This window comes from Pseudomonas japonica (genome assembly GCF_900188455.1).
Lineage (GTDB): Bacteria > Pseudomonadota > Gammaproteobacteria > Pseudomonadales > Pseudomonadaceae > Aquipseudomonas > Aquipseudomonas japonica.
On record NZ_FZOL01000019.1, the window covers coordinates 130,063 to 149,027 of the forward strand.

Genomic DNA, 18,965 nt, shown 5'->3' on the forward strand with positions numbered 1-18,965 from the left:
GCGTAACGCAAAAACAAAAAGGGCAGCCCGTAGGCTGCCCTTTCTTTCGCAAAGGTCGGACTGGACTCAGGCCAGTTTTTCCTTGATGCGAGCTGCTTTACCGGACAGGTCACGCAGGTAGTACAGCTTGGCTTTACGCACGTCACCACGACGTTTCACGGCCAGGCTGTCGATCTGCGGGCTGTAGGTCTGGAAAGTACGCTCAACGCCAACACCGTTGGAGATTTTGCGAACGGTGAATGCGCTGTTCAGACCACGGTTGCGCTTGGCGATTACAACGCCTTCGAACGCCTGCAGACGGGAACGGTCGCCTTCCTTCACTTTCACCTGAACGACAACGGTGTCGCCCGGGGCAAAGGTCGGGATCTCTTTGCTCATCTGCTCAGCTTCGATCTGCTGAATGATTTTGTTGGTCATCTTGTGCTCCTAAGGCAAATCTCGGATTTACCATCGATACGTTAACTATCGTCCCGCTCGCGAATGTACTCGTCGAGCAGCTTCTTCTCTTCTCCAGAAAGTGAGCGACTTTCCAGAAGATCGGCGCGTCGTTCCCAGGTCCGCCCAAGGGACTGCTGTAAACGCCAACGCCGGATGTGTGCATGGTTGCCACTAAGCAACACGTCGGGAACACGCTGATCCGCATACACCTCAGGTCGGGTGTAGTGCGGGCAATCCAGCAGACCGTCGGTGAAGGAATCCTCTTCCGCCGAGTCCACATGCCCTAAAGCTCCGGGCAGCAGCCGTGTAACCGCATCGATCAGGACCATCGCCGGCAGCTCGCCGCCAGACAGTACATAGTCGCCAATCGACCACTCTTCATCGACATGAGTTTCAATGAAACGCTCGTCGATGCCTTCGTAACGACCGGCTATCAGAATCAACGATTCATGCATCGCCAGTTCCTTGACCGCCGACTGAGTCAGCTTGCGGCCTTGGGGCGAGAGGTAGATCACCTTCGCCGCTCCTCCGGTTGCCTGCCTGGCCTGGACCAGGGCGTCTTCCAGAGGCTTGATCTTCATCACCATGCCCGGACCACCGCCAAAAGGCCGATCATCCACCGTATGGTGTCGATCCGTGGTGTAGTCCCGCGGGTTCCAGCAGGTCAGTTGCAACAACCCCTGTTTCACCGCTCGGCTGGTAATGCCGTACTCACTGATAGCCGAGAACATCTCGGGGAACAACGTGATGACGTCTACGCGCAGGCTGGCCATTGCTTAGAAATCCGCGTCCCACTCGACCCTCATTTCGCTTGCCGCCAGGTCGATTGCCAACACGCATTGCCGGGTATAAGGCAATAGCCGTTCACGATCATCCAGGCTGCCAGCACAGGGCTTGACCACCATTACATCGTTCGCGCCGGTCTCCAACAGGTGATCAACCTTGCCGAACAGATGTCCGTCCTGGTTGATGACACTCAGGCCCACGAGCTGGTACCAGTAGTACTCGTCGTTGGCCAGGTTGGGCAAAAGGCTTCGTGAGATACAGATCTCATAACCGCTCAGAAGACGAGCTTCATCGCGATCGTCGAGCCCCTTGAGCTTGGCGACCAGATCCTTTTGACCGGATCGGCCCTTGACCAGCTCTACCTGCTTGACCACGCCTTCGCGCCGAAGCGTCCAGTGGCGGTACTGCAACAGGTTGTCGATCGGATCGGTAAAGGAAAACACCTTCACCTCGCCGCGAACGCCGTGTACCGAAAAAATCTTGCCGACGACGATCAGGTCGTCCGCATTTTCTGGCGTCGCGTTCATATTGCTCAGGCAGCAGCCTTGGCAGCTTCCTTCAGCAGCTGAGCAACACGCTCAGACGGCTGTGCACCTTGAGCCAGCCAGTAGGTGGCGCGCTCTTGGTTTACGGACAGTTTGACTTCTGCGCCCGAAGCAATCGGGTTGAAGAAGCCGATACGCTCAACGAAACGACCATCGCGCGCGTTGCGGCTGTTGGTCACGGTGAGGTGGTAGAATGGGCGCTTTTTGGAGCCGCCACGGGCAAGACGGATGGTTACCATGTGAACATCGTTCCTGTAGTCGGTGCTGCAAATCTATAGGCCAAACGGGCACGGGTGCCCGAAAGGCCGCATATTCTCGGGGAATACACGGACTTTTGCAAATGCCTTTTTTCTGGCAACTGCCTGTCTGTCATACGGATCTGCAATGAGGCTGCCCTATATAAGGCAGCGATTTTCCCGCCGAGGCGGGTTTCGAGGGTGGTGACGCAGGCGCCACCACCCCGGAATCGGGTTTAAAGCTTGGGCATGCCGCCGCCGGGCATCATGCCGCCGAGGCCGCGCATCATCTTGGCCATGCCACCCTTGGCAGAAAACTTCTTCATCATTTTCTGCATCTGCTTGTGCTGTTTGATCAGGCGACCGATGTCCTGCACCTGGGTGCCGGAACCGAGGGCGATGCGGCGCTTGCGCGAGCCGCTGATCAGGTCAGGGTCACGACGCTCGGCCGGGGTCATGGAGTTGATGATCGCCTCCATCTGCTTGAACTGCTTCTCGGCCGCGCCCTGGGCGTTGCCCATCTGCGCCAGGTTGACCCCGCCGATGCTCGGCAGCTTGTCCATCAGGCCGCCGAGGCCGCCCATGTTCTTCATCTGTTGCAGCTGGTCGCGGAAGTCTTCGAGGTCGAAGCCCTTGCCCTTCTTCAGCTTCTTGGCCAGTTTGTCGGCCTTGGCCTTGTCGATGTTCTGCTCGGCCTGCTCGATCAGGCTGAGCACATCGCCCATGCCGAGGATGCGCGAGGCGATACGGTCCGGGTGGAACGGCTCCAGGGCCTCGGTCTTCTCACCCATGCCAATGAACTTGATCGGCTTGCCGGTGATGGCGCGTACCGACAGCGCGGCACCGCCACGGGCGTCGCCGTCGACCTTGGTCAGCACCACACCGGTCAACGGCAGTGCGTCGCCGAAGGCCTTGGCGGTGTTGGCGGCGTCCTGGCCGGTCATGGCGTCGACCACGAACAGCGTCTCGATCGGCTTGACCGCTGCGTGCAGGTCCTTGATCTCGGTCATCATTTCCGCGTCGACGTGCAGGCGACCGGCGGTGTCGACGATGACCACGTCGATGAATTTCAGCTTGGCTTCGCGAATCGCCGCTTCGGCGATGGCCACCGGCTTCTGGCTGATGTCGGACGGGAAGAAGGTCACGCCGATGTCGTTGGCCAGGGTTTCCAGCTGCTTGATCGCCGCCGGGCGGTAGACGTCGGCGGAGACGACCATGACGGTCTTCTTCTTGCGTTCCTTGAGGAAGCGCGCCAGCTTGCCGGCAGTCGTGGTTTTACCCGCACCCTGCAGACCGGCCATCAGCACCACGGCGGGCGGTGCTGCGTTCAGGCTCAGGTCTTCGTTGGCCGCGCCCATCAGTTCTTCGAGCTCGGCCTGGACGATCTTCACGAACGCCTGGCCCGGGGTCAGGCTGCGGGAAACCTCGGTACCGACCGCACGTTCCTTGACCTTGTTGACGAAGTCCTTGACCACCGGCAGGGCGACGTCGGCTTCGAGCAACGCCATGCGCACTTCGCGCAGGGTGTCTTTGATGTTGTCTTCATTCAGCTTGGCCTTGCCGGTGACATGGCGCAGCGTCTGTGACAGACGATCGGTCAGGTTTTCAAACATGGGGATCCTTTCAGGCTCTGTAGAACCGGGGTTTAGCCAGCCCAGGGGCGCGGGCAGGGGCGCGATTATAACGAAGACTGGCGCCAGCGCACACCATGCCGTCGGCGCGCAGTCTTCCTAGGGGGCGACGTTCTATGCCAAACTCATCGGCTTTCGGGCTTGCCTAACAGGACTTATGCTCCCCTTGTCACCCAGCTTGCTACCCAACCTGATCGCCGCCTGCCTGTACGCCGCCGCGTTCACCCTCCAAGCCATCGGCCTGTCCCGCGGCGTCAAGGCCGACAAACGGCTGCTCGGCCTGCTGGGAGCCCTGGCGGTCGTCGCCCAGGGCAGCGCACTGTTCTGGCAGTTGCTCACGCCCCTGGGCCTGAGCCTGGACTTCTTCAGCGCCGCCAGCCTGATCGCCACCGCGGTGATCGCCATCACCCTGCTCGCCTGCCTGCGCAGCCCGGTGGAGAACCTGCTCCTGCTGCTGTTCCCGCTCGGCCTGCTGACAGCGCTGATCGCCCAGTTCGCGCCGTCCGGCACGGTACCGCTGATCAACGAGCAACCGGGCATCCTCGCCCATATCCTGCTGTCGATCCTGGCCTACGGCCTGTTCACCATCGCGGTGTTCCAGGCGCTGTTGCTGCTGGTGCAGGATCACCAGCTCAAGCACAAGCACCCGTCGGGCCTGATCCGCAATTTCCCGCCGCTGCAGACCATGGAAAGCCTGCTGTTCGGTTTCCTCTGGGCCGGCTGGGGCCTGCTCTCGCTGTCGCTGATTTCCGGCTGGCTGTTCCTCGACAACCTGTTCGCCCAGCACCTGGTGCACAAGACCCTTCTGGCCTGCGTCGCCTGGGTGGTGTTCAGCGTGCTGCTGTGGGGCCGCACCCGCCTCGGCTGGCGCGGACACAAGGCAATCCGCTGGACCCTGGCCGGCTTCTGCCTGCTGATGCTGGCGTACTTCGGCAGCAAGCTGGTACGCGAATTCATCCTGCACATCTGATGAGCGACCGATGAACACTCTGCCGCTGACTCCGCTGCTCGGGCTCCTGGCCCTGGCCCTGTTGTGGTCGGCACTGTTCACTGCCGTCGACGCCGCGCGCCAGCGCCTGGCCAGCGCCCGACGCAGCGGCAATGCCCCAGCCCTCGATGGCATTCCGGCGCAGGCGCTGGTCCTGGCCGCCAGTCTCGGCAAGCTGCTGGTGCTCACCCTCGCCGCCCTCGCCGGCCTGCGCTGCCAGGGCGAAAGCGGTTTCTGGCTGGGCTGCCTGGGGGCGACCGTGCTGCTGCTGATCTGCGCCGAGTACCTGCCCCGGCAACTGGCCCGACGCAATCCCGAGGCATTCATCGGCCTCGGCGTGATCCTCCGGGTGCCGCTGCGCCTGCTGCAGCCGCTGGCCTGCCTGCTGGACGGCATCGCCCGGCTGATCGTGCGGCCCTTCGCCGTCAAGCCGGCGGTGGTCAAACACCATGAGCACGACGCCGAGGACACCGAGGATCACCAGCAGGACGACGACACGCCCGGCGCACATACCCTGCCCGCCAGCCTCATGGCCCTGGAGAAGATCAACGTCAATCACATCCTGGTGCCGCGCAGCGAAGTGGACGGGGTCAACCTCGACGAGTCGATCGAGGCCATCATCGAGCAGCTCAAGGCCTGCGAGCACACGCGCCTGCCGGTGTTCCACAGCGACATCAACCAGGTCCAGGCGGTGCTCAACATTCGTCATGTCGCCCATCTGCTGCCCAAGGCCGAGCTGACCCGCGAAAGCCTGCTGGCCGCCTGCTACGAACCGTACTTCGTTCCGGAAAGCACGCCGCTGCAGCTGCAACTGCTGAATTTCCACAAGCAGCAACGGCGCATGGGCATCGTCGTCGACGAATACGGTGAGGTGCAGGGCATCGTCACCCTGGAAGACATCCTCGAAGAAATCGTCGGCGAGTTCGAAGAACAGGACAACCAGGACAACCCGCATATCCACCCGCAGGACGACGGGCGCTATGTGATCGAGGGTGCCATCGCGATCCGCGAGCTGAATCGCTGCCTCGGCTGGCATCTGCCCAGCGATGGCCCGAAGACCCTCAACGGCCTGGTCACCGAGGCCCTGGAAAGCATCCCCGACAGCGCGGTGTGCCTGAAGATCGGCCGCTATCGCCTGGAGATCCTCGAAACCGAGGACAACCGTGCCAGCCGCATCCTGGTCTGGATTGTGGCGCGCCCGCCGGCCGCCTGATCCGCCCCACCGCCAGCCCCCGAGATAGACACATTCAGTATCGAATGTGGCTATACTCGCCCCACGCTTACCCAGCCCTGCCATCGCCTCCGCTACCCGCATCCGGCGCTTCGGCCAGTGCGCATCGCCCGCATCGCGCGCCCAAGCGGTACTGCTTCACACCCCGAACAGTGCCCGCGCCCGCCCTCATCCCCACAGGGCGTATGCTCGGCGACTGCGAGTCATTCCAATGAAAACAATGCTCCGGCCCCACTGCCCTCCGTGCAGGGTCGCCAGAAGAGCTCTCGACTGTCAGGGGTACACCGCATGACCAGCAGCACCTACAACGAGACAGACGCCGCGCCGCCCGGCAATTCGCCAGCCCGCGTCGCCACCGCCAGCTTCATCGGCACCGCCATCGAGTTCTACGATTTCTACGTCTACGCCACCGCCGCGGCACTGGTGATCGGTCCGGTGTTCTTTCCGCAGACCTCCGGCACCGCGCAGATGCTCTCGGCCTTCCTCACCTTCGGTATCGCCTTTCTCGCCCGCCCGCTGGGCTCGGCGCTGTTCGGCCACTTCGGCGACCGCATCGGGCGCAAGTCGACCCTGGTTGCCTCGCTGCTGCTGATGGGCGTCTGTACCACCCTGATCGGCGTGTTGCCGGGACACGACAGCATCGGTGTCTGGGCGCCGATCCTGCTCTGCGTCCTGCGCTTCGGCCAGGGCCTGGGGCTGGGCGGCGAATGGGGCGGTGCCGCGCTGCTGGCCACCGAAAACGCGCCCAAGGGCAAGCGCGCCTGGTTCGGCATGTTCCCGCAACTCGGCCCGTCCATCGGCTTTCTCGCCGCCAACGGCCTGTTCCTCGCCCTGGCCATGCTGCTCAGCGATGAGGACTTCCGCGCCTGGGGCTGGCGCATTCCCTTCCTGCTCAGCGCCGCGCTGGTCATCGTCGGCCTGTACGTGCGCCTGAAGCTTGAGGAAACACCGGTGTTCGCCAAGGCCATCGCCCGTCACGAACGGGTGAAGATGCCGGTGGTCGAGCTGTTCGCCCAGTACTGGCTGCCGGTCCTGCTCGGGGCCATGGCGATGGTGGTGTGCTACGCGCTGTTCTACATCTCCACGGTGTTTTCCCTGAGCTACGGCGTGTCGACACTGGGCTACACCCGCGAGACCTTCCTCGGCCTGCTGTGCTTCGCCGTGCTCTTCATGGCCCTGGCCACGCCGCTGTCGGCCTGGCTCAGCGACCACTACGGACGCAAGCCGGTACTGATCGTCGGCGCCCTGCTGGCCATTGCCTCGGGCTTCACCATGCAGCCGCTGCTGACCTCGGGGTCCACCGCCGGGGTGGCGCTGTTCCTGGCCATCGAGCTGTTCCTCATGGGCGTGACCTTCGCCCCGATGGGCGCGCTGCTGCCGGAGCTGTTCCCGACCCACGTGCGCTACACCGGGGCCTCGGCGGCGTACAACCTGGGCGGTATCGTCGGTGCCTCGGCGGCACCCTTCTTCGCGCAGAAGCTGGTGCTGATGGGTGGGCTGAGCTGGGTGGGAGGTTATGTCTCGGTGGCGGCCCTGCTGAGCCTGATCGCCGTGCTGTGCCTGAAGGAAACCCGGCACGCGGACCTGTGAAAGCAGATCGGGCGGCCTTTGCGGCCGCCCGACGGCTTGCGCTTACAGCTCGACCTTGACCGCTTGCGAAGCGCGGGTCGCCTTGGCCCGGGCCGCTTCGATCGACTCGTCGCGCGCCAGGCACACGCCCATGCGCCGCTGGCCGTTGACCTCCGGCTTGCCGAACAGGCGCAGCGCGGTATCCGGCTCGGCCAGGGCGGCACCGAGGTTGTCGAAGGCGGTCTGCTGCGAAGTACCTTCCACCAGGATCACCGCCGAGGCCGACGGACCGAACTGGCGGATCGCCGGGATCGGCAGGCCGAGAATGGCCCGTGCATGCAGGGCGAACTGCGGCAGGTCCTGGGAGATCAGGGTCACCAGGCCGGTATCGTGCGGACGCGGCGACACTTCGCTGAACCAGACCTGATCGCCCTTGACGAACAGTTCCACGCCGAACAGACCACGGCCCCCCAGGGCCTCGGTGACCGCCTTGGCCACCCGCTCGGACTCGGCCAGGGCCACCGGACTCATTGCCTGTGGCTGCCAGGATTCCTGGTAGTCGCCCTTCTCCTGACGATGGCCAACCGGTGCGCAGAAGGTGGTGCCGCCGATATGACGAACGGTCAGCAGGGTGATTTCATAGTCGAAGTCGATGAAGCCCTCGATGATCACCCGCCCCTTGCCGGCGCGGCCGCCTTCCTGGGCGTAGTCCCAGGCTTTCTGCAGGTCGTCGGCGCTTTTCAGCAGGCTCTGGCCCTTGCCCGACGAACTCATCACCGGCTTGACCACACACGGGAAGCCCAGGTCCAGGGCGGCCTTCTGGTAGTCCTCGAAGGTGTCGGCGAAGTGATACGGCGAGGTCGGCAGCTCCAGCTCCTCGGCGGCCAGGCGACGGATGCCTTCGCGGTTCATGGTCAGCTGGGCGGCGCGGGCGGTCGGCACCACGGTGAAGCCTTCGGCTTCCAGCTCCACCAGGGTGGCGGTGGCGATGGCTTCGATTTCCGGGACGATGTAATGCGGCTTCTCCGCCTCGATCACCGCGCGCAGTGCCGCGCCGTCGAGCATGTTGATCACATGGCTGCGGTGCGCGACCTGCATGGCCGGGGCATTGGCGTAACGGTCCACGGCGATCACTTCGACGCCCAGGCGTTGCAGCTCGATCACCACTTCCTTGCCCAGTTCGCCGCAGCCACAGAGCAGTACGCGGGTCGCGGTGGGCGACAATGGGGTTCCGATACGAGTCATCTCAGGTCCTCAGCGGGAGAAATCCAGGACCGCCCCAGCACGGTGCGGGCCAGCGAAAGGCGCGTATTTTACATGAGGTCAGACCTAGTGGGAGCTACCTCCCCTTGTAGGAGCTGGCTTGCCTGCGCGGTCCTTCGCAGGCAAGCCAGCTCCTACGGGGCGACCGCGTTCTTGCGCACGCGCCAGGCCATCGCCAGCCACACGGCCGTGACTCCGGCGAACTTCGAGGCCAGCGCGGTGCCGACCACGGCCGGCGTCAGGGCGCCGATCATGCCGAAGAAGATGAAGGTATCGATGGGAATGCTCAGCGCCGAGCTGATCCACAGGCGATCATGCAGCGGTCGCCGGGTGATGCTGAACACCAGCCAGTCGATCAGCTCGGACACGGCGAAGGCGGTGGCGCTGGCCAGGGCGATGGCCGGGTCCGAGGTGACATAGGACAGCACCAGCGCCACCAGCATGGCGACCAGCGCGCCATGGCCGAAGCGGGTCTGCACCATGTCGCGCAGGACGAACACCAGACCGCCCCAGGCGGACCAGATGACATCCAGGTGCGGTGCACTGGAGAAGGCGTAGTTGATCAGCACCACGCTGCTGATATAGGCGATGAGAAAGAACATGGACGGCGACCGATGGACAAGCCGCACAGGGTACTGCACAGCCCCCGCGCGGCCAAGTCCGACGTCAGCTGGCGGTCTGGCCGAAGATCAGGCCGGCGGCCAGGGCACGCTCATGGCACAGGGTAAGCACCCGGCGGCGCTCGGCGTTGTCCATGCGCCCCCAGCGGGTGATTTCGCCGGCCGTGCGCTGGCAACCGATGCAGATGTCGTGGTCGTCCAGCGCGCAGACGCTGACGCAGGGCGAGGCGACCGGTTTTTCCGTGTTGCTCATCACTCGTCCTCGGCGACCAGGTCGCGGGCGTAGCGCTGGGCGTTGTGCACGTAGTGGGCGGCGCTGGCCTCCAGCAGTTGCTTCTGCGCGTCGCTCAGTTCGCGCACCACCTTGCCCGGCGCCCCCATCACCAGCGAACCATCGGGGATTTCCTTGCCTTCCGGGATCAGCGCATTGGCGCCGATGATGCAATGCTTGCCGATCTTCGCGCCGTTGAGAATCACCGCGTTGATGCCGATCAGGCTGTAGTCGTCCACCGTGCAGCCGTGGAGCATGGCGTTGTGGCCGATGGTCACGCCCTTGCCGATGGTCAGCGGCGAACCCATATCGGTATGCATCACCGTGCCGTCCTGGACGTTGCTGTTCTCGCCGATGTCGATCAGCTCGTTGTCACCACGCAGCACCGCGTTGAACCAGACATTGGCCCCCGCCTGCAGGCGCACCTTGCCGATCAGCGTGGCATTGGGCGCCACCCAGCTTTGCGGGTGGGTTTCGACCCGCAGGTCGCCCAGACGGTATTTCATGCGTGGATCCTCACGGTGGATGCGCGGCGGGTGGTCCCGCTCGTCAGATTGGAGTGAAGCGTTCAGGGGGCTGGTGCAGGCTGATTTTCGCATCGTAGAGCAGGTTGACCAGCTCGACGATCATGATCGCCGACAGGCCCCAGATCTTGTATTCGCCGAAGCGGTAGCTCGGCACGTACCAACTGCGGCCCTGGTAATCGATACGGTGGGTGTGGTCGCGCGGGTCCTGGCGGAAGAACTCCAGCGGCACGCTGAAGACCGCGGCGATCTCGGCATCGTTGGGCCGGTACTCGACGTAGTCGGGAATCAGCCCGACGTAGGGCGTGACCTTCAGGCCATGCAGCGAAACCAGTGGACTCAGCGGGCCGATGACTTCCACCAGGCCAGGCGGCAGACCGATTTCCTCTTCGGCTTCGCGCAACGCGGTGAACACCAGGTCCGGGTCTTCCGGGTCACGCCGCCCGCCGGGAAAGGCCACCTCGCCGCCGTGGGTAGACAGGCCCTTGGCGCGCAGGGTCAGGACCAGCTCGGGGTCTTCGCTGCGGGTGATGGGCAACAACACCGCGGCCTCGGGAAAACGTCGGTCGGTCTCCAGAGTGCTCGGGGTGTGACTGCTCACACGGCGAAGAAGCTCGTCCAGCATGGTCTCTCTCGTTTCGGTAACGTTCTGCATCATGCACCAAAGCCGCGCTACGCCCAACCCCCACGGTTGATCGCACTTGCGGCGGGCGCGAATGGGGCGCGAAGATAGCGGCAACTCTCAGGAAGATAAGCATGAAATACTGCAGCGCGTGCGGCAAGGCGGTCACCCAGCGCATTCCCGACGGCGATTCCCGTCTGCGCTATGTCTGCGATCACTGTCAGACCATCCATTACCAGAATCCCAATATCGTCGCCGGCGTGCTGCCCAGCCATGGCAGCAAGGTCCTGCTCTGTCGCCGTGCCATCGAGCCGCGCCGGGGTTACTGGACCCTGCCCGCCGGCTTCATGGAGAACGGCGAGACCATGGAACAGGCAGCGCGCCGGGAAACCGTGGAGGAAGCCTGCGCCCGCCTGCAGACGCTGACGCTCTACCACCTCTACGACCTGCCCCATATCAACCAGGTCCACGTGTTCTTCCGCGGCGAACTGGCCGACCTCGATTTCGACGTCGGTGTCGAGAGCCTGGAAGTCCGCTTGTTCGAGGAACATGAGATCCCGTGGGACGAGCTGGCTTTCCGCACCGTGCGCGTCACACTAGAATGCTACTATCGGGACCGCGAAAAGCAGCACTACCCGGTGCGCAACGACTGCCTGCCGCCCTCTTTCGCCCCGCCACCTACTATCGATTCGTGAAACCGCTTTTCGGGGATACCGTTCAATGCGCTGGTTGCTCGCTCTTTTCTGCCTCAGTGTGGCTTCGGTGTCCCAGGCCGCCTTTACCGAAACGATCATCAGGAAACCCGCCGTCCAGGATGCCCCCACCGCGTCCCCGGTCGACCTCAAACCGTCGATGGAACGCATCGACAAGGTCCTGGTGATCAAGTCGCAACGCCGCCTGCAACTGATCAGCGCCGGCGAACCGCTGAAGACCTACCGCATCTCCCTCGGCAAGAAACCCGTGGGCGCCAAGGAACGCGAGGGCGACAAGCGCACCCCGGAAGGCTTCTACTGGCTGGACTGGCGCAAGGTGTCGGACCGCTACAACCTGGCGATCCATGTGTCGTACCCGAATGTCAGCGATGCGGCCAAGGCCCGGCGCGACGGGGTGAGCCCGGGCGGGATGATCATGGTCCACGGCACGCCGCTGGGGGACGAATATCCGGAAGAGGTGTTCCATACCCTGGACTGGACCGAAGGCTGCATTGCCATGCGCAATGAAGACATGCGGGAAGTCTGGCGGCTGGTGAAGGACGGGACGATGATCGAGATCCGCCCCTGACCGCCCACTCCCGTAGGAGCGTGGCTTGCCCGCGAAAGGACCGCAACGCGGTCCCCATGCCCGATTAGCGGATTGGGATCGCTGTGCGATCCTTTCGCGGGCAAGCCGCGCTCCTACGAGAATCGCGCAAGCCCGTCAGATATCAGCGAGCTTCCAGGCCTCATAAGCTGGGGTTTCATACGGATGGCTCTGCTTCAGCGCCGCAACGACCTGATGAATCAGTTCGTCCGCCACCACCAGTTCCACCCGCCACTCCTCCACCGACTCGATGACACCGCTCTGCCCGATGAACGGCGTTGCGCCGTCCAGCGGGCGGAACTGACCCTGGCCCAGCACCTGCCAGGCACAGCAGTCGTAGTCGCCGATGCGCCCGCCGCCCGCGGCGAACACGGCCTGCTTGACCGTGTCGACGTGGCTTGGCGGGACGAAGAACGCGAGTTTGTACAACTCAGTTCACCCAGGCCCGCGCGTTGCGGAACATGCGCATCCAGCCGGCGTCTTCGTTCCAGTCGTCCGGACGCCAGGAGTTCTGCACGGCACGGAAGACCCGCTCAGGGTGCGGCATCATGATGGTGACGCGACCGTCGCGGCTGGTCAGGCCGGTGATCCCGCGCGGCGAGCCGTTCGGGTTGGCCGGATAACGCTCGGTGACCTTGCCGTGGTTGTCGACGAAACGCAGGGCCACGCAACCGGACAGGTCGGCTTCCAGCAGCGCTTCCTCGCTGGCGAACTCGGCATGGCCTTCGCCGTGGGCGATGGCGATCGGCATGCGCGAACCGGCCATGCCCTGCAGGAAGATCGAGTTGGACTCCTGGACCTGGACCATCGCCACCCGCGCCTCGAACTGCTCGGAGCGGTTGCGCACGAAGTGCGGCCAGTACTCGGTGCCCGGAATCAGCTCGTGCAGGTTGGACATCATCTGGCAACCGTTGCACACGCCGAGGGCGAAGCTGTCCGTGCGGTCGAAGAAGCCCTGGAAGGCGTCGCGGGCACGGGCGTTGAACAGTGCCGACTTGGCCCAGCCCTCACCGGCGCCGAGAACGTCGCCGTAGGAGAAGCCACCGCAGGCCACCAGGCCCTTGAACTCATTGAGGTCGACACGGCCGGCGAGGATATCGCTCATGTGCACGTCGATGGCGTTGAAGCCGGCGCGGTCGAAGGCCGCGGCCATTTCCACCTGACCGTTGACGCCCTGCTCGCGCAGCACCGCCACCTGTGGACGCACGCCTTTCTTGATGTATGGCGCGGCGATGTCCTGGTTGACGTCGAAGCCCAGCTTGACGCTCAGGCCCGGGTTGTCTTCTTCCAGCAGCAGGTCGAATTCCTGGTCGGCGCACTCGGCGTTGTCGCGCAGGCGCTGGATCTGGTAGCTGGTCTCGGCCCACTGACGCTGCAGCAGACGGCGCTGGCCGTCGAACAGCACTTCGCCATTCAGGCTGATGGAGACCTGGTTGCTGTTGACCGGCTTGCCGATCACCGCCACGCAGTCCTCGCCGAGGCCAGCGGCGCTGAACTGGGCCAGCACGTCCGGGGTGGCGTCCTGGCGAACCTGGATTACCGCACCCAGCTCTTCGTTGAAGAGGATCGCCGCGACTTTCTCGCGCTTGCTGGTCAGGGTGTCCAGCTCCAGGTTCAGGCCGCAGTGGCCGGCGAAGGCCATTTCCAGCGCGCTGACCAGCAGACCGCCGTCGGAACGGTCGTGGTAGGCGAGCAGGTGACCGTCGGCATTGAGGCCCTGGATCACCGCGAAGAAGGCCTTGAGGTCTTCGGCGTCATCGACGTCCGGTGCCTTGGCGCCCAGCTTGCCGTGGGTCTGCGCCAGGATCGACGCGCCCATGCGGTTCTGCCCGCGACCCAGGTCGATGAGGATCAGATCGGTTTCGCCCTTGTCCATGCGCAGCTCTGGGGTCAGGGTCTTGCGAATGTCGGTGACCGGGGCGAAGCCGGTGACGATCAGCGACATCGGCGAGGTGACGGTCTTCTCGGCACCCTCGTCGCTCCAGCGGGTCTTCATGGACATGGAGTCCTTGCCCACCGGAATGGTCAGGCCCAGCTCCGGGCAGAGTTCCATGCCCACGGCCTTGACGGTGTCGTACAGGCGGGCGTCTTCGCCCGGATGGCCGGCGGCGGACATCCAGTTGGCCGACAGCTTGATGTCGGAGAGCTTCTCGATGCGCGAGGCGGCCATGTTGGTCAGGGTCTCGCCGATCGCCATGCGCCCGGACGCCGGAGCATCCAGCAGGGCCAGCGGGGTGCGCTCGCCCATCGCCATGGACTCGCCGGTGTAGACGTCGAAGCTGGTGGCGGTGACGGCGCAGTCGGCGACCGGAACCTGCCACGGACCGACCATCTGGTCGCGGGCGACCAGACCGGTGATGGTGCGGTCGCCGATGGTGATCAGGAAGCTCTTGCTGGCCACGGCCGGGTGGCGCAGGACGCGCTCGATGGAGTCGCCCAGTTCCAGGGTGGCCGGGTCGAAATCATCGCCCTGCTCGGCTTCGCGGGTGACCGAACGGTGCATGCGTGGCGGCTTGCCCAGCAGCACTTCCAGCGGCATGTCCACCGGCGTGTTGCCGAAATGGCTGTCGGTGACGGTCAGTTGCGGCTCTTCGGTGGCTTCGCCGACCACCGCGAACGGGCAGCGCTCGCGCTCGCAGATGGCCTGGAAGCGCTCGAAGTCGACCGCGCTGACGGCCAGCACGTAACGCTCCTGGGATTCGTTGCTCCAGATTTCGTGCGGGGCCATGCCTGGCTCGTCGTTCGGCACGTTACGCAGCTCGAAGCGACCGCCACGGCCACCATCGTTGACCAGTTCGGGGAAGGCGTTGGAGATACCGCCGGCACCGACGTCATGGATGAAGGCGATCGGGTTCTTGTCGCCCAGCTGCCAGCAACGGTCGATGACCTCCTGGCAGCGGCGCTCCATTTCCGGGTTTTCCCGCTGCACGGAGGCGAAGTCCAGGTCGGCGGAACTGGCGCCGGTGGCCATGGACGATGCTGCGCCGCCACCCAGGCCGATCAGCATGGCCGGGCCACCGAGGACGATCAGCTTGGCGCCGACGGTGATTTCACCCTTCTTCACGTGCTCTTCACGGATGTTGCCCATGCCGCCAGCGAGCATGATCGGCTTGTGGTAGCCGCGCACTTCGTCGCCGTGAGGGGTGCTGATGGATTGCTCGAAGGTACGGAAGTAGCCGGTCAGGGCCGGACGGCCGAATTCGTTGTTGAACGCCGCGCCGCCCAGCGGGCCTTCGATCATGATGTCGAGGGCGTCGACGATGCGCTCGGGCTTGCCGTATGCCTTCTCCCATGGCTGTTCGAAGCCCGGGATGCGCAGGTTGGACACGGTGAAGCCGGTCAGGCCGGCTTTCGGCTTGGCGCCGCGACCGGTGGCGCCTTCGTCGCGGATCTCGCCACCGGAACCGGTGGACGCGCCCGGGAACGGCGCGATGGCGGTCGGGTGGTTGTGGGTCTCGACCTTCATCAGGATGTGCACCGGCTCCTGCACCGCGCCGTATTGGCGGGTATCGGGATTCGGGAAGAAGCGGCCGGCCACCGAACCGACGATCACCGAGGCGTTGTCCTTGTACGCGGACAGGACGCCTTCGCTGTGCATCTGGTAGGTGTTCTTGATCATGCCGAACAGGCTTTTTTCCTGGCTCTGGCCGTCGATGTCCCAACTGGCGTTGAAGATCTTGTGACGGCAGTGCTCGGAGTTGGCCTGGGCGAACATCATCAGTTCGATGTCGTGCGGGTTGCGCTTGAGGCCCTGGAAGGCGTTGACCAGGTAGTCGATCTCGTCTTCGGCGAGGGCCAGGCCCAGTTCGACGTTGGCCTTTTCCAGCGCGGCGCGACCGCCACCGAGGACGTCCACGGCGGTCAGCGGCCGGGGTTCGGCGTGGCTGAACAGGCCGGCGGCCTCTTCCAGCCTGGCCAGGACCACCTGGGTCATGCGGTCGTGCAGCAGTTCGGCGATGCTGGCGGCGTCGGCTTCGCTCAGTTCACCGCCGACGTAGTAGGCGATGCCGCGCTCCAGGCGACGAACCACTTCCAGACCGCAGTTGTGGGCGATGTCGCTGGCCTTGCTCGACCAGGGCGAGATGGTGCCGAAACGTGGCATGACCAGGAACAGGCGACCGGCTGGCTCCTGCACCGGGACGCTCGGGCCGTACTTGAGCAGGCGCGCGAGCACCTGCTGTTGGTCGGCGGTCAGATCGCCGTCAACCTCGGCGAAATGAGCGAATTCAGCGTACAAACCACTAACAGCGGGGACTTTCTGGCTCAGTTGCTCGAGTAATTTACCGTGGCGAAAGGCAGAAAGGGCAGGAGCGCCGCGCAGGATCAACATCGTCGGGACAGCCTCAGAAGGGGGTGTGCTTGGAGGCCGTGCATTCTAGCCTAAACCGGCGCGTCAGGCACCCGAAACGCTGCATCGGCGGCCATCCGAATGTCGGCCGGTGTATTCCAGACATGTCGGAGCATTCCCGCGAAGGCCGAACTGCGGTGAAAAGTCGCAACCACAGGGAGCGATAGCAGACAAGCTATCTGTTGTCGAGATATGGCGCGACAGGCCCTTTGCGTATACTGCACGTTATGTCTGCACACACTGCTCTGCGCCAGCGGTGCGCCCAATGGCTCATCGCAATCGGACTCTTCCTGATGCTCGGTGCCTGCGTTGAAAAACCCAGCACCCTGGAACGCATCAAGGAGGACGGCGTATTGCGGGTCATAACCCGTAACAGCCCGGCCACCTATTTCCAGGACCGCAACGGCGAAACCGGCTTCGAGTACGAGCTGGTCAAGCGCTTCGCCGAGGACCTGGGCGTCGAACTGCAGATCGAGACCGCCGACAACCTCGATGACCTGTTCAACCAGCTCGGCCAGCCCAACGGCCCGGTGCTGGCGGCGGCGGGCCTGGTCAACAGCGGTCAGCGCCAGCACCAGGCGCGCTTCTCCCATCCGTACCTCGAAGTCACCCCGCAGATCATCTACCGCAACGGCAAGAGTCGCCCGACCAACGCCGCCGGCCTGGTCGGCAAGCGCATCCTGGTGCTCAAGGGCAGCAGCCATGCCGAGCAGTTGGCGGAGCTGAAGAAACAGTACCCCGGCCTGGACTACGAGGAATCCGATCAGGTGGAAGTGGTCGACCTGCTGCGCATGGTCGACGAAGGGCAGATCGACCTGACCCTGGTGGATTCCAACGAACTGGCGATGAACCAGGTGTACTTCCCCAACGTGCGCGTCGCCTTCGACCTCGGCGATGCCCGCGACCAGCGCTGGGCGGTAGCCGCCGGCGAAGACAACAGCCTGCTCAACGAAATCGACAAGTTCCTCGACAAGGTCGAGAAGAACGGCACCCTGCAACGCCTGAAAGACCGCTACTACGGCCATGTCGACGTACTCGGCTACGTCGGTGCCTACACCTTCGCCCAGCACCTGCAGGAGCGCCTGCCGCGCTTCGAAAAGCATTTCCGCAACTCGGCCAAGCAGGAACAGGTGGACTGGCGCCTGCTGGCGGCCATCGGCTATCAGGAATCCTTGTGGCAGCCGGAAGTCACCTCCAAGACCGGCGTGCGCGGCCTGATGATGCTGACCCAGCGCACCGCCCAGGCCATGGGCGTGTCCAACCGCCTCGATCCGGTGCAGAGCATCCGCGGCGGCGCCAAGTACTTCATGCATGTCAAGGAACAGCTCGACGACTCGATCAAGGAGCCGGACCGCACCTGGTTCGCCCTCGCCGCCTACAACGTCGGCGGCGGTCACCTCGACGACGCGCGCAAGATGGCCGAGCGCGAGGGCCTGAACCCGAACAAGTGGCTGGACGTGAAGAAGATGCTGCCGCGTCTTTCGCAGAAGAAGTACTACAGCAAGACGCGCTACGGCTATGCCCGCGGTGGCGAGCCGGTGCATTTCGTCGCCAACATCCGCCGCTACTACGACATCCTCACCTGGGTGACCCAGCCGCAGCTGGAAGGCAGCCAGGTCGCCGAAGGCAACCTGCACGTACCTGGCGTCAACAAGGACAAGCCTGCGGAGCAGAGCCCGCAGCTCTGATCGACGCGGACCGGGCCAACCTTGATATTCAGGTCCGCGCCAGCCATCAAGATCAATCAGTCTCAGGCCTTGGCCCGACGCGCCTTGAAGAACTCACTGAGAATCGCCCCGCACTCCTCCGCCAAGACCCCACCTTCATAGATCACCCGATGGTTGAGAAAGCCCTGGGTGAAGAACTGTCCCTGGCTCTGCACGACCCCCGCCTTCGGCTCCAGCGCGCCGTAGACCACACGATTGACCCGCGAATGGACGATCAGCCCGGCGCACATGCTGCAGGGTTCGAGGGTGACGTACAGGGTACTGCCCGGCAGGCGATAGTTGCTCGCCGCCCTGGCCGCGGCGCGGATCGCGACCATTTCCGCATGGGCGCTGGGGTCGCTGTCGGTGATCGGGCGGTTGAAGCCCTGACCCAGGATCTGCCCGTGCTGCACCAGCACCGCGCCCACCGGCACCTCACCCAGGGCCGCGCCTTCGGCGGCGAGTTCCAGGGCCAGACGCATGAATTCCTGATCGCGGCTGCGATCGATGATCTGCGGACGCATCAGACCACCGCGATCGCGGCCATCAGGCCGGTTTCCATATGGTCGATGACATGGCAATGGAACATCCAGGTGCCCGGGTTATCCGCCACCAGCGCCACCTGGGCGCGTTCGTTCTTGCCCAGCAGGTAGGTATCGGTGAACCACGGCTCGACGATCTGCCGGCGGTTCGACGCGATCACCTTGAAACTCATGCCGTGCAGATGCACCGGATGCTGGTACTGGGTCATGTTCTTCAACTCGAGGATGTAACTCTTGCCCTTCTGCAGAGTGGCGATGGGACGATCGGCGCAGGTCTTGTCGGTGATGTCCCAGGCCTGGCCGTTGATCTGCCACAGGCTTGGCGGTCGACCGTTCTCGGTGTCCA

Annotated in this window: 20 protein-coding genes; 6 read left to right on the forward strand and 14 right to left on the reverse strand. The window is 64.2% G+C overall.

Features of this window, described 5'->3' with window-relative positions:
- Positions 1-66: 66 nt before the first annotated feature.
- The 5 genes from rplS to ffh all read right to left on the reverse strand — a co-directional run bounded on the left by rplS (position 67) and on the right by ffh (position 3,618).
- Positions 67-417, reverse strand: coding sequence for a 50S ribosomal protein L19 (rplS, locus tag CHB99_RS21430; protein WP_042122082.1), 351 nt, complete (start codon positions 415-417; stop codon positions 67-69).
- Positions 418-458: 41 nt separating this feature from the next.
- Entirely contained in the window at positions 459-1,211 is a 753-nt protein-coding gene (gene trmD / locus CHB99_RS21435) for a tRNA (guanosine(37)-N1)-methyltransferase TrmD (RefSeq protein WP_042122084.1), read from the reverse strand.
- A gap of 3 nt (positions 1,212-1,214) precedes the next feature.
- Positions 1,215-1,751 (reverse strand): ribosome maturation factor RimM, encoded by a 537-nt coding sequence (rimM, locus tag CHB99_RS21440; RefSeq protein WP_042122086.1) that lies wholly within the window; start codon positions 1,749-1,751, stop codon positions 1,215-1,217.
- A 5-nt stretch (positions 1,752-1,756) separates the two neighbouring features.
- The gene (gene rpsP, locus CHB99_RS21445; protein WP_042122088.1) at positions 1,757-2,008 is read right to left on the reverse strand and encodes a 30S ribosomal protein S16; all 252 of its coding nucleotides are present in this window, start codon (positions 2,006-2,008) and stop codon (positions 1,757-1,759) included.
- Between the two features lie 233 nt (positions 2,009-2,241).
- On the reverse strand, positions 2,242-3,618 hold the full coding sequence (gene ffh / locus CHB99_RS21450) for a signal recognition particle protein (RefSeq protein WP_042122090.1): 1,377 nt from the start codon (positions 3,616-3,618) through the stop codon (positions 2,242-2,244).
- Positions 3,619-3,793: 175 nt separating this feature from the next.
- Here ffh and CHB99_RS21455 point away from each other — a divergent pair, with 175 nt between their 5' ends.
- From CHB99_RS21455 to CHB99_RS21465, 3 genes are all read left to right on the forward strand, one after another.
- Complete coding sequence (locus CHB99_RS21455) at positions 3,794-4,606, forward strand: cytochrome C assembly family protein (RefSeq protein WP_042122092.1); 813 nt, start codon at positions 3,794-3,796, stop codon at positions 4,604-4,606.
- 10 nt (positions 4,607-4,616) lie between these two features.
- Positions 4,617-5,837 carry a transporter associated domain-containing protein gene (locus CHB99_RS21460; RefSeq protein ID WP_042122094.1) on the forward strand — a complete coding sequence of 407 codons (1,221 nt, stop codon included), beginning with the start codon at positions 4,617-4,619 and terminating at the stop codon, positions 5,835-5,837.
- Positions 5,838-6,143: 306 nt separating this feature from the next.
- Complete coding sequence (locus CHB99_RS21465; protein WP_042122097.1) at positions 6,144-7,445, forward strand: MFS transporter; 1,302 nt, start codon at positions 6,144-6,146, stop codon at positions 7,443-7,445.
- A gap of 42 nt (positions 7,446-7,487) precedes the next feature.
- Here CHB99_RS21465 and purT read toward each other — a convergent pair whose 3' ends face one another.
- The 5 genes from purT to CHB99_RS21490 form a co-directional block, all read right to left on the reverse strand.
- Positions 7,488-8,669 (reverse strand): formate-dependent phosphoribosylglycinamide formyltransferase, encoded by a 1,182-nt coding sequence (purT, locus tag CHB99_RS21470; RefSeq protein ID WP_042122099.1) that lies wholly within the window; start codon positions 8,667-8,669, stop codon positions 7,488-7,490.
- Between the two features lie 152 nt (positions 8,670-8,821).
- Positions 8,822-9,289 (reverse strand): 7-cyano-7-deazaguanine/7-aminomethyl-7-deazaguanine transporter, encoded by a 468-nt coding sequence (locus tag CHB99_RS21475; protein WP_042122101.1) that lies wholly within the window; start codon positions 9,287-9,289, stop codon positions 8,822-8,824.
- A gap of 64 nt (positions 9,290-9,353) precedes the next feature.
- Positions 9,354-9,560 carry a DUF1289 domain-containing protein gene (locus CHB99_RS21480; protein WP_042122103.1) on the reverse strand — a complete coding sequence of 69 codons (207 nt, stop codon included), beginning with the start codon at positions 9,558-9,560 and terminating at the stop codon, positions 9,354-9,356.
- The gene (locus CHB99_RS21485; protein WP_042122105.1) at positions 9,560-10,084 is read right to left on the reverse strand and encodes a gamma carbonic anhydrase family protein; all 525 of its coding nucleotides are present in this window, start codon (positions 10,082-10,084) and stop codon (positions 9,560-9,562) included. The genes CHB99_RS21480 and CHB99_RS21485 overlap by 1 nt, the downstream gene beginning before the upstream one ends.
- A gap of 43 nt (positions 10,085-10,127) precedes the next feature.
- On the reverse strand, positions 10,128-10,757 hold the full coding sequence (locus CHB99_RS21490) for a CoA pyrophosphatase (protein ID WP_281177099.1): 630 nt from the start codon (positions 10,755-10,757) through the stop codon (positions 10,128-10,130).
- 101 nt (positions 10,758-10,858) lie between these two features.
- Here CHB99_RS21490 and CHB99_RS21495 point away from each other — a divergent pair, with 101 nt between their 5' ends.
- Both CHB99_RS21495 and CHB99_RS21500 read left to right on the forward strand, forming a co-directional pair.
- A complete protein-coding gene (locus tag CHB99_RS21495) occupies positions 10,859-11,419 on the forward strand; it encodes an NUDIX hydrolase (RefSeq protein ID WP_042122110.1) in 561 nt (186 codons plus the stop codon).
- Positions 11,420-11,444: 25 nt separating this feature from the next.
- On the forward strand, positions 11,445-12,005 hold the full coding sequence (locus tag CHB99_RS21500; RefSeq protein WP_042122112.1) for a L,D-transpeptidase family protein: 561 nt from the start codon (positions 11,445-11,447) through the stop codon (positions 12,003-12,005).
- 135 nt (positions 12,006-12,140) lie between these two features.
- Here the strand turns inward: CHB99_RS21500 and CHB99_RS21505 are convergent, their stop codons facing one another.
- Positions 12,141-12,452 (reverse strand): YqfO family protein, encoded by a 312-nt coding sequence (locus CHB99_RS21505; protein WP_042122114.1) that lies wholly within the window; start codon positions 12,450-12,452, stop codon positions 12,141-12,143.
- 1 nt (position 12,453) lies between these two features.
- Positions 12,454-16,353: a phosphoribosylformylglycinamidine synthase gene (gene purL / locus CHB99_RS21510; RefSeq protein WP_042122116.1), complete on the reverse strand. Its 3,900-nt coding sequence runs from the start codon at positions 16,351-16,353 to the stop codon at positions 12,454-12,456.
- Positions 16,354-16,598: 245 nt separating this feature from the next.
- On the opposite strand from purL, the gene mltF reads away from it, so the two are divergent.
- Positions 16,599-18,059, forward strand: a complete 1,461-nt coding sequence (gene mltF / locus CHB99_RS21515; RefSeq protein WP_042122118.1) for a membrane-bound lytic murein transglycosylase MltF — start codon at positions 16,599-16,601, stop codon at positions 18,057-18,059.
- A 62-nt stretch (positions 18,060-18,121) separates the two neighbouring features.
- On the opposite strand, the gene tadA is transcribed toward mltF, so the two are convergent.
- The gene (gene tadA, locus CHB99_RS21520) at positions 18,122-18,601 is read right to left on the reverse strand and encodes a tRNA adenosine(34) deaminase TadA (RefSeq protein WP_042122120.1); all 480 of its coding nucleotides are present in this window, start codon (positions 18,599-18,601) and stop codon (positions 18,122-18,124) included.
- A partial coding sequence (locus CHB99_RS21525) for a multicopper oxidase domain-containing protein (protein WP_170946405.1) occupies positions 18,601-18,965 on the reverse strand: 365 nt, incomplete at its 5' end. The genes tadA and CHB99_RS21525, both read right to left, overlap by 1 nt.